Annotated in this window: 15 protein-coding genes, 1 CRISPR repeat array and 1 other annotated feature (1 of these 17 cut by a window edge); of the genes, 3 read left to right on the top strand and 12 right to left on the bottom strand. The window is 28.2% G+C overall.

Annotated features, from left to right (window positions below):
• Positions 1-796: direct repeats of the CRISPR family, unit length 30 nt; unit sequence ATTTACATTCTACTTTAGTTCTATTAATGC; it reaches 1433 nt to the left of the window's first position.
• Between the two features lie 185 nt (positions 797-981).
• The 10 genes from cas2 to CURI_RS03110 all read right to left on the bottom strand — a co-directional run bounded on the left by cas2 (position 982) and on the right by CURI_RS03110 (position 10576).
• Positions 982-1260 carry a CRISPR-associated endonuclease Cas2 gene (cas2, locus tag CURI_RS03155; RefSeq protein WP_041701469.1) on the bottom strand — a complete coding sequence of 93 codons (279 nt, stop codon included), beginning with the start codon at positions 1258-1260 and terminating at the stop codon, positions 982-984.
• Positions 1261-1266: 6 nt separating this feature from the next.
• The gene (gene cas1b / locus CURI_RS03150) at positions 1267-2259 is read right to left on the bottom strand and encodes a type I-B CRISPR-associated endonuclease Cas1b (RefSeq protein WP_014966835.1); all 993 of its coding nucleotides are present in this window, start codon (positions 2257-2259) and stop codon (positions 1267-1269) included.
• Positions 2260-2268: 9 nt separating this feature from the next.
• Positions 2269-2760, bottom strand: a complete 492-nt coding sequence (gene cas4, locus CURI_RS03145) for a CRISPR-associated protein Cas4 (RefSeq protein ID WP_014966834.1) — start codon at positions 2758-2760, stop codon at positions 2269-2271.
• 306 nt (positions 2761-3066) lie between these two features.
• Positions 3067-5034: a CRISPR-associated helicase/endonuclease Cas3 gene (locus CURI_RS03140; protein ID WP_014966833.1), complete on the bottom strand. Its 1968-nt coding sequence runs from the start codon at positions 5032-5034 to the stop codon at positions 3067-3069.
• An 8-nt stretch (positions 5035-5042) separates the two neighbouring features.
• Positions 5043-5804 (bottom strand): type I-B CRISPR-associated protein Cas5b, encoded by a 762-nt coding sequence (cas5b, locus tag CURI_RS03135; protein ID WP_014966832.1) that lies wholly within the window; start codon positions 5802-5804, stop codon positions 5043-5045.
• Positions 5791-6675: a type I-B CRISPR-associated protein Cas7/Cst2/DevR gene (gene cas7i / locus CURI_RS03130; protein ID WP_041701467.1), complete on the bottom strand. Its 885-nt coding sequence runs from the start codon at positions 6673-6675 to the stop codon at positions 5791-5793. The genes cas5b and cas7i overlap by 14 nt, the downstream gene beginning before the upstream one ends.
• Entirely contained in the window at positions 6665-8347 is a 1683-nt protein-coding gene (cas8a1, locus tag CURI_RS03125; protein ID WP_014966830.1) for a type I-B CRISPR-associated protein Cas8b1/Cst1, read from the bottom strand. Before cas8a1 ends, cas7i begins: the two co-directional genes overlap by 11 nt.
• A gap of 11 nt (positions 8348-8358) precedes the next feature.
• On the bottom strand, positions 8359-9087 hold the full coding sequence (gene cas6, locus CURI_RS03120; RefSeq protein WP_014966829.1) for a CRISPR-associated endoribonuclease Cas6: 729 nt from the start codon (positions 9085-9087) through the stop codon (positions 8359-8361).
• A gap of 55 nt (positions 9088-9142) precedes the next feature.
• Positions 9143-10099, bottom strand: coding sequence for a helix-turn-helix transcriptional regulator (locus CURI_RS03115; RefSeq protein ID WP_014966828.1), 957 nt, complete (start codon positions 10097-10099; stop codon positions 9143-9145).
• Between the two features lie 192 nt (positions 10100-10291).
• Complete coding sequence (locus CURI_RS03110; RefSeq protein WP_014966827.1) at positions 10292-10576, bottom strand: hypothetical protein; 285 nt, start codon at positions 10574-10576, stop codon at positions 10292-10294.
• Between the two features lie 399 nt (positions 10577-10975).
• On the opposite strand from CURI_RS03110, the gene CURI_RS03105 reads away from it, so the two are divergent.
• Complete coding sequence (locus CURI_RS03105; protein WP_041701464.1) at positions 10976-11158, top strand: hypothetical protein; 183 nt, start codon at positions 10976-10978, stop codon at positions 11156-11158.
• Positions 11159-11253: 95 nt separating this feature from the next.
• On the opposite strand, the gene ileS is transcribed toward CURI_RS03105, so the two are convergent.
• Positions 11254-14361 (bottom strand): isoleucine--tRNA ligase, encoded by a 3108-nt coding sequence (gene ileS / locus CURI_RS03100; protein WP_014966825.1) that lies wholly within the window; start codon positions 14359-14361, stop codon positions 11254-11256.
• A gap of 65 nt (positions 14362-14426) precedes the next feature.
• Positions 14427-14648, bottom strand: a binding site (T-box leader).
• Positions 14649-14887: 239 nt separating this feature from the next.
• On the opposite strand from ileS, the gene CURI_RS16300 reads away from it, so the two are divergent.
• Together CURI_RS16300 and CURI_RS16295 are read left to right on the top strand one after the other, a co-directional pair.
• Positions 14888-15013: a hypothetical protein gene (locus CURI_RS16300; RefSeq protein ID WP_266353769.1), complete on the top strand. Its 126-nt coding sequence runs from the start codon at positions 14888-14890 to the stop codon at positions 15011-15013.
• A gap of 251 nt (positions 15014-15264) precedes the next feature.
• Positions 15265-15387, top strand: coding sequence for a hypothetical protein (locus tag CURI_RS16295; RefSeq protein WP_266353767.1), 123 nt, complete (start codon positions 15265-15267; stop codon positions 15385-15387).
• 72 nt (positions 15388-15459) lie between these two features.
• Here the strand turns inward: CURI_RS16295 and CURI_RS03095 are convergent, their stop codons facing one another.
• On the bottom strand, positions 15460-16098 hold the full coding sequence (locus CURI_RS03095) for a TetR/AcrR family transcriptional regulator (RefSeq protein ID WP_014966824.1): 639 nt from the start codon (positions 16096-16098) through the stop codon (positions 15460-15462).
• Positions 16099-16128: the final 30 nt, after the last annotated feature.

Below are 16128 nucleotides of genomic sequence, written 5' to 3'. Positions count from 1 at the left end.
TTTGCAAGAAGTTTTTTAGATTCTTTAGTTAATGTATTTACATTCTACTTTAGTTCTATTAATGCAAGTAAGATTTGATATTCAACATTTCATCTCTATCATATTTACATTCTACTTTAGTTCTATTAATGCAGTAAGTATGAAAGACTTAGTGGGTGTTTAAATTTTATTTACATTCTACTTTAGTTCTATTAATGCTTCAAGAAGCAAAGAGACAATTAAAATCTCTTTCAAGATTTACATTCTACTTTAGTTCTATTAATGCAAAGTATGCACCTTATCAATTAAACCTCTAATGTGGATTTACATTCTACTTTAGTTCTATTAATGCCGTCAAGATCCTGTCTTGATAATTCATCAATTCTAACATTTACATTCTACTTTAGTTCTATTAATGCAAGGATCAATTTACATTTGATGAATTGTATGATGGATATTTACATTCTACTTTAGTTCTATTAATGCGATAAGTACATTAGCTTCATCAGAGATGGCAATGAAATTTACATTCTACTTTAGTTCTATTAATGCTGTTTTTTCTCCTAGTCATTTGGCTAGTGTTTATCCATTTACATTCTACTTTAGTTCTATTAATGCCAAATGGCCTTACTGCAAAATATGATTTTGAAAAAATATTTACATTCTACTTTAGTTCTATTAATGCCGAACAACTAAAAGAAGCTATAGAATTATTAGGAGTATTTACATTCTACTTTAGTTCTATTAATGCGAGTATAAGCAAAAAAAATATAGAGAATTAAAGAATATTTACATTCTACTTTAGTTCTATTAATGCCCGTTTTGATCTATTCATCTATTTATCTAGGCCACAATTAAACTTTCTGTCTATGTGTCCTTTTTCTATCAGAGTAACATATGTTTTCACATTAATTTTCATATAAAACCATTTATAAATTAGATCTTCTCTAGGGTTGTCTATCCTTAGTATTTTTTACACTACTACAGATCGACATCCCCCTTTTAAAAAAAATTAGATGTTTTATCATCTTTTAATCCTATAAACTCTTTAGTTAGCCACTTTTCATCTCTGCTTTTAAATATTATTAGTGAATCTTTATTATCTCTTATGTGCTCACTTAATTCTTTTCTCAATTTCATTAAATTGAGTTCCGTTAAGTTGCCTTCAAATACAGATTTCTGTATATGAGTTAAATACCTTTTGCATATCTTAAATGTATTTCTGTGTACTCTCGCTCCACCCTCATCTGTTAGTATATCATACATTAGAACAACGTACATACAAAATCACCACCAAATCTTAAAACCTTCATACTCTTTTTCTCCTATTATATGCTTTATCAACTTATAACACTCCAGTCTCATAAGATATCTATAAGATACATCTCTACCTAAATCTCTATGTGCTATAGTTTTACTGAGACGTTTATCATATTCCATAAGTATTTTTTTCTTCCCACTATCTTTTATATACAAGAAATTCGATTCTCTTTCAAAATCATTATCTGTTATTTGATTTTTATTCAGAAGTGAAAATATCATTCTATCTCCTATAAGCGGTTTAAATATTTCCGCTATATCTAGACAAAGTGAAAATCGCTTTGTACCAGGCTCATGCAAATAGCTTATTGTTGGATTAAGTTGGGTTTTATATATCTCAGACAATACAGTTGTGTATATTAAGCTATTTACAAATGAGATCAAGGAATTAATCATATTATCCGGTGGTCTTTTTATTCTCTTTTCAAAGCTTATATCTTGTCTAACTATATCATTCCAAGTTGAGTAGTATATCTTCCTTATATTTCCCTCTAGCCCCATGATTCCACTTATACTTGTCCCGTAGTCAAGTTTGTTAATTAAACTTTGAATTTCTTTCATAGGGTTATTTAGGTCAATTCCTCTACTGTTATAATATCTTAAGTTCCTATATATATTATATGATCCTGCTTTAAGGATTTCTTTTGCTAATTTTAGTCGTTCACTTTTATCCTCATATTTCTTAACTTGTTTTACTAGTAAATGACCACTTATATTTGATTCTCTTGGATAAAAACTTCCACTATAAAACCCATAGTAATTAAATATATGCATTGTTATCTTTTGTTGGGATACAAAATTTAGTAGCTTAGTGTTCATGCTTACTTCTCCAAACAAATATATTTCATCTGTTACCTCAGATTTTAAGTTCTTTTTATCTCCTTCAGGAGTCCTTATAACTATATTATTGTCTTTTCTGCTTAAATTCCCATCTCTAAAAATATAAAAAGTCTCTCCCATTTTAACCTCCTAAATATAGCATAGTTCATAATATGCACACTTTTTACATATAGCTTTTTTCTGACCTTTAGGTGGTAAATGTTGTTGTTTTATTTTTCTTATATCTTCTAGTACTAGTCTTAATTCTTCTTCGTCTTCTCTTTCTATAATAATATCTTCTCTTTTTCGTAAGAGAGGATAATCAAGTATTCCCTTCTCTATGTCTATACCTTTTTCTCTTAATACCCATATATAATACTTTAATTGCCATTTAGACGCTTCTTCTATTTTTTTTGACTTTTTAACTTCGTGTAGTACTTTCCAGTTTTTTAAAAAATCTATATTTATAACCTCATCAATCATTATATGTTTCTTTTCTCTACTATAAGATGTCTCGTCTATAAGCTTTCCCATACTTACTAAATCACTATTTTGTTCCATTGTAATATCATTTATGAAGTACCATAGCTTTCTTTTACATACGAAGTAATAATAAATCATTACCCCTGTTACTTTTTTCATGCCATCACCTATTTATTTTTAAAAACTTCTATCATCATAACTTGAATTTTTCTTTTCTTCAGACTTTTTTTCTTTATACCTTATTCCTGTATTTTCATCATATATACAATCATATATTTTCAAGTTTTCATAGATACTTATAGGTATTTGTTTTATATAGCTTTTATCTTCTCTATGTGAAGGTAAGCTTAGTGTAAAGTCATCTATGTTAATTCTAGCTCTCTAATTTCTTTTCTTTAAGATCTTTTCTTTCTTCATCAAGCATATCTAATTTATACTCTTCATTCATTATCTCTATATATGATTCTATTTCTTTTTATTTTCATCATATACTATTTTAGGTATTACTGTTGTTGAATGTATATTTCTAAACATTTTCATGGTTTCTTTCTTAGATTTTTCAAATGATTCTATACTTTTAACATATACTATAGCATCTATCAATTTAGTATAATAGTCTGTCCCATTAAGTTTTTCTGTAGTATATACACTATCTATAAGTTCCATTTTCTTATTTTCGTCTATATTACCATCTATATTTTTCAAAGCTTTTTTTGACAATCTAAATATTTCTTTATCTATAAAGGCTCCTACACCTGTACATTTACCTTCTCCACCATCAAATACATAACAGTTGTAACCTTCTTTATTCCAGTCTCTATCTCTATAACATCTTCCCATTCTTTGAAATAATCCATTTAAATCTGATAGCTCTGTAACTAAAATATCGAAGTCAATATCTAAAGATGCCTCCACCACCTGAGTTGCCACCCATATTCCTTTACCTTCATTATCTTTATTTCCAAACTTTAAGATTTGTTCTTCTTTAGTTTTCCTGTTCTTTTTTATGAACCCGCTGTGAAATAAATTTATATTCTCTAAATCTAAAGAATCTTTTAGCTCACCATATATTTTTTGAGCTTCTTTCACCGTATTACATATTACTAAGACTTTATTACTATCGTAAACTTGTTTTATAAATTCTGAATTTAGTTTTTGATTTTCCACTTTTAAGCTGTGTCTTATTCTTTTATTTGTAAATGGATCAGGCATTTTAAACTGTACTTTTTCTTTTTCTAGTAAATCTACAAATAGCTTCGGAAGTGTAGCCGTAAGTATCGCAAACTTTCCACCAATTTTATCTATATAAGAAAGTCCCACTACTAAATATGCTAATAAATCAGGAGAGTACATTTGTACTTCATCTATAACTACTTTCGAATATGACAAGGTTGCCAATTTAGATTCAAAGCCTCTATATCTATATACAAAGTCAAATATTTGATCTATAGTGCATACTGTAAGTGGTAACGATAGTTGTCTAGTTTTATTATAATATTCGTCTATATCTGATTCGATTTCATGTTTTCTATCTAAGTACTCTCTTCTCATATCTGAATGTAGTAGTCCTACTTTCTCATCGTAGTTATCTATAACTATTTTATCAGTTATTCTTTCATATATCGCATTTATAGCAGTCTTTAATGGTAAAGTGAAAAAACCTTTATTATCTCCTATCCATAAAAGTCCAGCCTCTGTTTTTCCCATTCCAGTTTGTGCTACCACTACGATATTATCTTCCCTGTGATTTATCATATACTGTTGTAGCTTATTCCAATCTGAGTTTGAGTCTTTCTCCTTCCAACTCTCTAATAACTTCTCATTTAAATCATTAAGTAAAAAGTCATTCTTTGTTTCCACTTTTACATGCCCACTTGCTGCATAGTCTAATCTATTTAATAAACCTTTTATCATAATGTATTTTAAAAAATGATTTTCATTTTTGCTATAAATTCTGTCATTTGCTATAAAAAATTGTTCTTCTATATAGTCATTAATAAATTTGAATTCTAACTTATCATACTTAAATCCAAAAAATTCACTTTTCAAACTTTCTATTTCTTCTTCTAATTGATCATTTGTGTAATCTAAAACTCTATCATGGTGATATGCTATAGAGTGAAATATTATTTTTATATCGTCCTCTGAATATCCTTGCTCTTCTAAATCTTCGAAGTCAATGAATGCCAAACTCAATATACCATGTGGTATTTCATCATCATGTCTTTTTCTTTTTTCTATTTTATCTTGAAACTTTATATTCATTTTTCCCAAATCGTGATATAAACAGACTTTATAGAGCATGTCCCAGTTTACTTGTAAGCTGGGATACATTTCTTTTAAGATATCAAAGTTTTTAATTAGTTTATCAGTATGCTCTATAATTGTTTCTTTAGGATTAGATTTAGCTAAATAATTATTTATAGCAATCAACTCCTATCTCACACAGAAAATACAATATTTTTGTCCATATCTAAAGTTATTATTCTCTTTCTTATAGCTGAAATATTAGAACCATATACTACTTGTTTTTTATCCCACTTTCTGAATATCTTAGGTGACTTCTTAGTTCCATAGTCGACTAGTTCATAATTTTTATTTAATTTATATATAGTTCCAGAAGTATCTATTCCTTGAACCTTATCTTTTAGTTTCACTTCCTCAAATAAATGCATAGGTATATATGCACTATAATCATCTCTCATTCTTAGCGACTTTCCTAGCTCTTCTTCGAAAATATCAACCACTTTAGCTTCTTTTATAACCACTAAATCCTCTCTTCTTCCAAGTGAAGGATATTCTCTAGGATATAAAAAAGCTCTCCCTATTTCTTCAACTAAAGCTTGATCTTCTGGAATAATATGAATCAATAACTCTACATCTACTAACAGTTCAATTGTAGAAACCCCTCTACTTATACCAAAGTCACCTACCTTTAATTGATGCCTTGATTCCTCAAACCTCATGCCGTTTTTAAACTCATATCTAGTGTATAAGTCATTTACTTTAGAATGATACTTCCCCTGTATACTTATTTCCATTTTCTCATAATCTTTGTAATCACAAAGACTATGTACCATACCGATTACTGTGGAATATGGTGGTAGTGGATAAGTTTCTTTTAATTGAAAGCTCGTAGGCTTCTTATAGTTGACCATATCTTGACGTAACTTTAATCTAACAGCCTTTTTAGTTTCCTTCATAATAACTTTTTACCTTCTCTTTTAAAATATAAAAAAATTCAGGCATAGATATAGCGCTCAACTTTTCTTTTATCTCATTATCATTCTCAAATTTCCCTTCTATTAGCCCACAGTGTGTATCTTCTCTTATATTGTCAAATAAGACTCCTTCTATTTGGTTAACTAGTACTCTATTATCTTTTACACTCAGTACATTTTCAAATACAGGGTTTTTTATATCGTATACTCCACCTACTACAAATAGAGGCTTTAAATCCTCTCTTCTTCCTCTAATGTCTCTATATAGTAAAGCAACTGTGTCTAGCAGTTTATTAACTCTTCTTGCTTTTTCACTATTGTCTATTTCAATAGAATATTCCTCATCTATACCTATTTGATCTAAGTCTATAACCATAGTATATCTATAATATGATCTATGAATTTCAGATTGAGCTATATTCATATTTTCATTTAATCTGTCTGCTAATCCTTTGTTAGTTAAAAAGTCTAAATCCCCCTTGAATGTTTCTAGAGATATAGCATTAGACAATCTTACTTTAGCAGAACGCTTCCTTCCACCAGTTCCTTTTTCAGTTTTTAGATATCCAAAAAAATCTATCTCAGGATACTTATCTATAGTTGAGTTTGAATCAAATTGAATAACCTTCTTATCTCCACTTCCTTCTGCTTTTACAGTAGCTAATTCTTCTCCTAATTGCTCTATGATATTATATCTAATTGCTTGTCTTGAAATATAAGTATATTGTTCACCTTTATCTCTAGCCATTTTCTTTAATGATGCAACATTTCCTACAGCTTCCCCATAATTCGCACTTTCTGCTTCAAAAATCATAGACATAGATAATCCTTTTGGCATTAGTTTAGTTTTCATCACTCTTTCCCCCATTCTCTTTAATCTCATCTTTACCTTCTATAAGTCCAGCAACAAATGCATAGCCTATTGTCTTAAATTCCTCTTCACTTTTTAATGAATCAACCATTATAGGTGGAACTGAAATTTTAGCATATAAGTAACAGTTTAATAATGTATCCATAAAACTATCTACATTGTTGGTTTTTAAAGCATTTAGCAGCCTATATGATATGCCATTTAACTTATCTACAGATCCCTTACTATCATATTTTTTTCTTAAGTAATACCCTGAAGCATTTCCCTCTCTAACAATAGCGTCCTTATCTATATCTTTCATATAACCTACCCCCTTTAAAAATCTTATATTTATTTTTAACATACTTATTAGGTGAAACGTATTAAAGTAAGAGTCTTTAGGACTAGATAGCTTTTGCATAAACAGTCTGTGTATTAAAGTAAAAAGATTCTGACTATTTAATAGACTGTCTATAACAAGTTCATAAATATTAAAATAAGTATTTATTTCTTTAAACCCACATTTAATTAAACTATCTAAATTATCTCTTGAATCTCTCATAACCTTTAATGATTTTTTAGATAGTATATTAAACTTATACTTACTGTCCTCATATCTTATAAGCTGAATATCAGCTAACTCATATTTTATTTTATCATTAGATTGTTCTTGAATTGATGTAACCAGTGCTTTATAAGTAAGTGTTCTAGTATTATCATCAGTTTTTAGTACTTCAGATTTTATTTTTTGATTTATATCTATTGCATTTTTCATACTAGAGTTATCATTTATATATATGCCTTTATCATACACATAGGTAATTCCCGCTGGAACACATGAGTATATAAGTTTGCATAAAGAACAAATAGCTATATCATTTACAAAATTCCAAACATGAGATGATTTTCTGTTAACATCAAATCCTATCATATTTAAAAAACTTAAATCATCTTTCAGGTCTTTAATTTTACTATCGCATATAAAGCAATCATACTTATATTTAGATTTATCTGCATCTAAATACTCTTTAGTTGGAACTACAAAATAGTTTTTATAATCTATATAAACGTCTTTCTCTTTAGTTTGTGGATTTAAAAAACTTATGCCATTCCAAGAATTTTTTATAATATTATAGATAACATTTTTGCTAGCTAAGTATTTTTTTCCTTTTTCACTTTTGCAGAAATTAATTATTACTTTCAGCTTTTCAAATCTATCTTTAACTTCTACTATTTTATCTTCTATACTTTCTTTCTTCCTTAAAGTAATAGTGGATAGTTCTTTTTCCAAAGCTAAAATATCTATCTCATTATTAAATAAACCATAAGTTGACTTATAACTAGCACTTTTTATATAGTATTTAGCTACGTTCTTTATATAATTATTTAAATCCTCTAAGCTTTTTTCATTAAAGTTCTCAAAGTTGCTTTCTTCATGATATTCTATTCTTTCTTCATATGAAACTATCTTGTACCAAGACAAGCTCTTTTCATATTTATTTATGAAATAATAAAAATAACTTTCTTCAAAATTTTCTAAATATGAATAATCAAACTCAATATCTTGTCCACTTATTTTCACATCAAAATTTGATTCTTTTAAAATATTATAAATCCCTACTAGACCTGCATTAAATAGCCAATCATTCATACTTAACTTAATTGTACTCCCCAATTTTTCACCCCCTACACTATATCAACCATACCAAACCCACTACTACGTTTACTACCTATTCCTGCTTTGTATAAATAGTCCAATAAATATGGTTTTGCATTTATCTTTAACAAACCTATATTTCCTAATATTTCTATACCATAGTTTTTTACTTTCACTTCTTTAATATTTTGTGACACTTCTATATCTATTTCTTCTATATCTAATTTCGCCCTTTCACCAAATACATTGTTAAGTTGATAGCTGATGTTTTCCTTTAAAATCACTTGTCCCTCTTCTGCCCTAAGTGAATGATACCAAGTTTTTTTATTATCTCCTCTATGCTCTCTAGCAACTAAAGGTGACATAGTTTTAAATATTACTTCATTACCATATATAGTTTTTTCTTTTCTCATACTTATATTGCTTACTTTTATAGCATTGTCTTTTATAGGATATGATCTACCTATATTGCTTAAGAAAGAGTTATAAAACATTATTCCATCTTCATAGTTATGTGCTGAAAAGTTTAGTATTATCTTTTTTTCAGGTATGACTATTTCTTCTCTTAAAAATTGACATTGTCCCATATATAGAGAAAAAGTAAAGTCTTTTATATTATTATTTGTTTTTTCATAAAGACTTTCATAGTATTCTTTATTGTATGAATTAAAATTATTTTTTAAAATAGATAATATAATTCTATTTTTATCTTTGGGTACTCTGTCATTTTCTAATAATAATTCAACTGCAAATCTCAAGTTATCACCACCTTTTATTTAATTGTAGCACTTATGTAGGAAGTATAATGTACCATTAAAAAGTTTTTCCATATATTTTAAATAAATTTTCAATTTCATTTAATATGTCCTCCTTAAGCTCTTCAGGTTCTATAACCTCTGCATTACTACCCATGCTCATTATCCAAGATTTTATCTCCGTATATCCTCTCATCTCAGCTTCAAAGTACATAGTTTTATCATCTATTTCAGTTATTTTCTGTGTTTCACTTATTTCCTTTTCTTTTATTATTTCATTCATAGGATAATGTACTTTTAATTTTAAGTTTATTGTTTTATCATTAAAGATTCCAAATAACTTTTTACTGACTTCATCAAAGTTAAAATCATCTTTTATAGAAAATGTTTCAGTTAGTATTTCATAACTTATTATTCTAGATAGTTTAAAAAATCTTATATCCTCTCTTATTTCACAATACCCATAAAAGTATGTAGCACCTTTATAGTCAATAATTCCATATGGATGTACTACTCTCTTTTTTATTTCTAATTTTTGAGGTTGTAGAGATTTATATTTCATAATTATTTTTTTCTTTTGATTTATAGCTAAATTTATATCTGTCCATGAGCTTTTTTCCTTTATTATTGTTTCTTCTGAATCTATTAGTGCCTTATTATAGTAGCTTATATCTTCTAGTTCATCCTGTTTTTTTAATAATTTGCTAACTATAGCTTCAAATCTAGCGCTGTAATGATAATTCCCACTTTTTATTGTTTCTTTTACCATTCTTAAAGCATTTAACTCTTCTTCTGTGAGACCAATACCTTCTAGACCCTTTTTGGTTTCTAAATAATATCCACCATATCTACCTAACTTAGAACTTATATATATTCCTGCCATCTCTAGGTCTACTTTATATTTTTTTATCATTCTTTCTGATACCTCTAGCTCTCTTGCTAATTCTTCAACACTGATCATCTTTCTACCCTGTATTAGAAAATACATAGTAAGAGCATTAGATACTCTCGACATTTTTTATCACCTATATTGTTTATTTTTGTCTTATACATGTTATATTTTATGTAATATTGCAAAATCCTTCTTTTAAAACAGATTATTCATATACTTGTTTTCTTGAAAAGATTTTAAAATAGTGTATACAACATTATTTAAATGCTGTATACACTTATAATCTTAAATTATGCGTGAATATACTATATGTTCTTAACGTATACGAACTACTAATAATATAAATTTCATAATTAAATCTATAGTGCTATGAATAAATTTAAAACTTTTTTCCTTATCTTGATAAATATCTTTTTTTAATATCATTTCATTTACATGTATATTTGTTCTATGTATTTTTCTCCCCTTATCATAAGAAATGTTTACTTTAATTCTATAATCTTCATTATAGTCATTATCTTTTATTATTTTGAACTTATTATGACTTTTAATTTCATATAATTTAAAGATTATTGTTGATTCTTTCAACTGTTTTTCCAATTTAATCCCTCCATATATATTTGTTTTTTACCAACCAGTTTATATTAAATATAATATATAATATGAAATTACAAATAGTTCTATAACTATTTTTTAATCTATTATTTTAATTGCTTTATTATTCAAAAAATATAAGAAGGCAGATACTTTAATCAAGTATCTGCCTTCTTATATTTTTTCTATTATAGTTCTATTAAATTAGTTTATAGTTAATAAAAACTTTTACATTACATTTTGCTTCAATTAATATATTCTATTTTAGTGTTTATTTATATCATATCATAAATAAATACTAAAATAATACTTTTCAAATATAATTTTAAAAAGTATTAATTTAAGCATATCTCTTATGCATACGCAATATACTATATAAACCACAAAAATCAAGGGGGATACAGTATGAAGATGTTAGTTAGAGATAGTAATAATCAATACTTAAAAATACAAGATATTGAGATTGTGTTTACTGAAAATAAAGAGGAAGCTTCAAGTTTTGCGGATATGAGTGCAGATGATTTTGCAACTTTAAAGAAACATATAGAGCAAGCGTATGATACTACATTAGAAACATTCTTTGAGTAACTCTTTTGGATAAGCTCAGAAAGAGTTATAATATATAAAAAGCCGTTAAACTCTAGTATATTTTACTACTAGAGCCTAACGGCTTTATTTCTTAATTAAACTCTTTCAAGCTTAATTCCTGTATCATGACCATTTAGATTATTAGCTTCTAAAGTATCATCTGATACTCTTTCTATGCTTACAGCTAGAGTTTCACTCATTATATATTCTTTGTATGCTTCTACTGCATTAGATATATCATCATTTCCATCAAAGAATATTTTGATATTATCCATCATTTCATATCCGTTATTTTTTCTCATTTGTTGTATTTTAGATATAAACTCTCTTGCGTATCCTTCATTTAATAATCCTTGAGTTAAAGTTGTATCTAGTATAACGAATAAGTTGTTTTCCATAGAAACATTAAATCCTTCTTTTGCTGATGTGTTTATCATTACTAGATCTTTATTTATTTCAAAGTTTTCACCATCAAGATCTAAACCTACACTTTCTCCAGCTTCTAGTTTAGGAACTATTTCTGATGCATCAAGTTTTGCAAGTGCTCCACCAAATGCTTTTATCTTAGATCCTAAAACTGGTCCAGCAACTTTAAAGTTTGGTTTTAAACTAAAGTTCATATATTGTTTTAGATCCTTAGTAAATTCTACTTCTTTTACATTTAACTCTTCTTGTATAAGTGGTACTAAGTCTGATATTAGACTTTCATATTTTCCATCTATTAATACTTTTTGGATTGGTTGACGTACTTTTATTCTTACTGTTTCTCTTGAAGCTCTTCCAAGTCCAACTAGGTCTCTTACTAAGTCCATTCTTTCTTCTATCTTAGCATCTATTAAACTTTCATTTACCACAGGATATTCACTTAAGTGAACTGATTCTTTTCCTGTTAAGTTTTTATATAGCTCTTCTGATGTATATGGTGCAAATGGAGCTATAATTTGAGAGATTCCAACTAGTATTTCATAAGTTGTATTATAAACTGCTTTCTTATCTGTACTTAACTCTGGATCCCAGAAACGTCTTCTAGATCTTCTGATATACCAGTTAGATAAGTCTTCATTTACAAAGTCTTGAATTTTTCTTACTACTTTTGTTAAATCGAATATTTCAAGTTCTCTTTCAACTTCTCTTAGTAGGCTGTTGTATTTAGATATTATCCATCTATCTAATTCAGGTCTATCTTTTACTTCTACATAGAAGTCTTTAGGATCTACATCGTCTGTGTTTGCATATAGAGTAAAGAAGTTATATACATTTTTAACTGTTCCAAAGAACTTACTTAATACCTCTTTTAGTCCATCTTCGTCAAACTTTGTTGGTGTCCATGCTGGTGAAACATATAGTAGATACCATCTTAGAGCATCCGCACCGTATTTATCAAATAACTCAAAAGGATCCACTGTATTTCCTCTAGACTTAGACATCTTCTTTCCTTCTTTGTCTAAGATAAGGTCATTTACTAGTACTCTTTTATATGGTGATTTACCCATTACAAATGTTGATATCGCAAGTAGTGAGTAGAACCATCCTCTCGTTTGGTCTATTCCCTCACATATAAAGTCTGCTGGGAATTGTTGTTCAAACAATTCTTTGTTTTCAAATGGATAATGATATTGTGCATATGGCATAGATCCACTGTCAAACCAACAATCTATAACATCTTTTACTCTAGTCATTGTTCCGCCACATTTTTCACATTTGAAATGTATATCATCAACATATGGTCTGTGTAATTCTATGCTCTCATCTATATTCTCTATAGATTTTTCTACTAATTCTGCTCTTGAACCTACACTATCTAAATGACCACACTCACATCTCCATATATTCAGTGGAGTTCCCCAATATCTACTTCTAGATATTGCCCAGTCATTAACATTTTCTAACCAGTTTCCAAATCTTTTTTCTCCAATATAATCTGGATACCATTCTACTGTATTATTATTTTCTATTAACTGATCTTTTAGCTTTGTCATCTCTATATACCAGCTAGGTTTAGCATAGTATAGTAATGGAGTTTTACATCTCCAGCAGTGTGGATAGTTATGAGCTACTTTTTCTTTCTTAAATAGCTTTCCTTCTCCATGTAACCATTTTATAATCTCTATGTCTGTATTTTCATCTAATACAAACTTTCCTTCCCATGGAGTAGCTGTATATTTACCGTCTTCATTTACAGGTTGAAGTACTGGTAAGTCGTATCTTCTTCCAGTGTTATAGTCATCTTCCCCAAATGCTGGTGCTGTATGAACTATACCTGTACCATTTTCATTAGTTACATAGTCTGCTACAGTTATGAAAAATGCTTTCTTGTCTGTTTCAACAAATGGCATTAATTGTTCATACTCTACATATTCTAAATCTTTACCTTTCATTTCTTCTAATATTTCATATTCTGTATCACCAAATACTTTTTTAGCTAGTTCTTTTTCTACATAGAATATACCTTCATCTGTCTTAGCTTTTATATAAGTTAAATCAGCTCCCACAGTAAGAGATACGTTTGATGCAAGTGTCCAAGGTGTAGTTGTCCATGCTAAGAAGTATTCATCTGCATCTTTTCTTTTGAATTTTGCTATAACTGTATTTGACTTAATTTCTTCATATCCTTGTGCTACCTCATGTGAAGCAAGTCCTGTTCCACATCTTGAACAGTATGGTAATATTTTATGACCTTCATATATATATCCTTCTTTAAAGAATTTGTTTAATATCCACCAGACCGATTCTATATAGTTATTGTCTAATGTTATATATGGATTGTCTAGGTCTACAGCATATGCCATACGTTTAGTCATATCTTTCCAAAGACTTTCATATGTGAATACTGACTCTTTACATTTTTTATTAAATTTATCTAAACCATAGTTTTCAATCTCATGTTTATCTTTTAAATTTAGTTGCTTTTCAACTTCTATTTCTACTGGAAGTCCATGTGTATCCCATCCTGCTTTTCTTTTTACTTGATAACCCTTCATAGTCTTGTATCTACATACTGAGTCTTTAAGAGTTCTTGCTATAACATGGTGAATTCCCGGCTTACCATTTGCAGTTGGAGGTCCTTCATAAAATACGAATGGAGTTTTCCCTTCTCTTATTTCTATACTTTTATTTAGTATATCTATTTCATCCCAGAAATCTGATATTTGTTTTTCGTTCTCACTTACTGATAAGTTAGAGAGTTCTTTAAACTTTTCCATGTGATTCATCCTTTCAATATAGTGTTTCCTATAAATAAACTAAAAAAAGTCCCTAAGTTTATATCCTTAGGGACGAGTATATCGTGTTACCACCCATTTTATAGAAGTACACAGAACGACTTCTATTTCTCATTACACTTTAACGTATCTCTACGTGCTACTCTACTCCCCTTCAAGTAGCAGGCTCTAAGGTGATGTTCATAATAGTATAGTTGATAATCTTTCACCATATGATTATCTCTCTAAAAACTATTTTCTATTATTACTGTCCTCTTCATAGCTTTTTATATTCTTCTATTAATATTACTATAGTTCTATTTATTATTCAACTAAATTATAGTATTTTTTTAGCACCAATTCAAAACGTACTTCATAGTATGTATTAACGCTGAACTTATTGTACCTAAAAACTTAATCTTAATACGCACTAAAAATTATAATAAATATTTTTCAAAAAATTATGCACCAATTTAAAACTCCGTCATATATTGATATGGAGTTAACAAATTAAAAGGAGGTTTTTATAATGAGTGAAACTAAAGGACTATGGTGTGGTGGTGGAGGTAGAGGTATTGGTAGTGAATTACTATTCTTCTTCCTATTATTAGTAGTACTATTTTGCATCTGTGATGGTGGCTTTGGTAAATTCTAGTACATTTTGGAATATTCAACATTTAATTTTTAAAATTTAAAGGAGGTTTTTAGAATGAGTGAAACTAGAGCATCATGGTTTGGTGGAGGTTGTGGTGGTGGAGAACTACTATTCTTCTTCCTACTGTTAGTAATATTATTCTGCTGCTGTGGTGGAGGCTTTGGTAAGTGGTAATTACTTTTAAATATTGAGGACTTTTATCCTCTTTATTTAAATAATATATTGAATGCAAATTAAAGGGGGTTTTTAGAATGTCTGAAGTTAGAGCGAATAATTGCGGTGGTGGTGTAGGAGTAGGAAGTGAACTTTTATTCTTCTTCCTATTATTAGTAATAATATTCTGCATCTGTGATGGTGGATTTGGTAAGTGGTAGTTAATAATTAAAATAAACTATAATGATTCAGGAGAGTAGAAATACTCTCCTGAATTTTTTAAAATATATTTTCTATACCCCTACTACTTCTTTTTTATCCTTAATTCCATTTTCTATCAAATCTATTGCAGAATCTATAATTGAGTCGTAGTTTACATATCCATCTTTTTTCTTTTTATCTTTAGCATATTCTTTTATAATAAAACCTATATTTTCTAAAAGATATGATATAAACTCTATATCTACATTGTAGTATATACTTCCTTTGTCAACCCCTTCTTTAAGAATTGATTCAAAGGAGTAGTTATTTTCTAGGGATAGATCTTCTAATATTTCCTTTTTCAAATTTGAATCTGTATTTTTAGAAAATTTGTTTATTATAGATGACAATTTAGGTTTTTCAATAAAAAACTTTATATTTGCTTTGTAGCATTCTCTCATTATTCTAAAGTGATTTAAATAACTTTTGTTCTGATTGACTTCTTCTATGTATCTTACTCTCTCAGTTTCACAGATTTCAATCAAATATTTAAATAGATCTTTTTTATCTTCAAAATACTGATAGAAACTTCCCTTTGCTATTTCTGAGTTCTTAACTATTTTATTTATACTTGCACTTTCATATGGATTTTCAGCAAATTCATCTATAGCAGCTTCAAGTATTCTTTCTTTTTTTTCCTCTGAAAGATTAAAAAAAGTACTCTTTGGCATTTTCTCCCCCCTTCAATAGTTTGTTTTTAT

Source organism: Gottschalkia acidurici 9a (assembly GCF_000299355.1).
In the GTDB taxonomy this organism is placed as follows: domain Bacteria; phylum Bacillota; class Clostridia; order Tissierellales; family Gottschalkiaceae; genus Gottschalkia; species Gottschalkia acidurici.
This window is presented reverse-complemented; position numbering and strand designations above follow the sequence as displayed.

Bases quoted from the DNA above. Each gene is read 5' to 3' on its own strand.
- cas2 (WP_041701469.1), bottom strand. From the start codon at position 1,260: ATGTACGTTGTTCTAATGTATGATATACTAACAGATGAGGGTGGAGCG.
- cas1b (WP_014966835.1), bottom strand. From the start codon at position 2,259: ATGGGAGAGACTTTTTATATTTTTAGAGATGGGAATTTAAGCAGAAAA.
- cas4 (WP_014966834.1), bottom strand. From the start codon at position 2,760: ATGAAAAAAGTAACAGGGGTAATGATTTATTATTACTTCGTATGTAAA.
- cas5b (WP_014966832.1), bottom strand. From the start codon at position 5,804: ATGAAGGAAACTAAAAAGGCTGTTAGATTAAAGTTACGTCAAGATATG.
- cas7i (WP_041701467.1), bottom strand. From the start codon at position 6,675: ATGAAAACTAAACTAATGCCAAAAGGATTATCTATGTCTATGATTTTT.
- CURI_RS03115 (WP_014966828.1), bottom strand. From the start codon at position 10,099: ATGTCGAGAGTATCTAATGCTCTTACTATGTATTTTCTAATACAGGGT.
- CURI_RS03105 (WP_041701464.1), top strand. From the start codon at position 10,976: ATGAAGATGTTAGTTAGAGATAGTAATAATCAATACTTAAAAATACAA.
- ileS (WP_014966825.1), bottom strand. From the start codon at position 14,361: ATGGAAAAGTTTAAAGAACTCTCTAACTTATCAGTAAGTGAGAACGAA.
- CURI_RS16300 (WP_266353769.1), top strand. From the start codon at position 14,888: ATGAGTGAAACTAAAGGACTATGGTGTGGTGGTGGAGGTAGAGGTATT.
- CURI_RS16295 (WP_266353767.1), top strand. From the start codon at position 15,265: ATGTCTGAAGTTAGAGCGAATAATTGCGGTGGTGGTGTAGGAGTAGGA.
- CURI_RS03095 (WP_014966824.1), bottom strand. From the start codon at position 16,098: ATGCCAAAGAGTACTTTTTTTAATCTTTCAGAGGAAAAAAAAGAAAGA.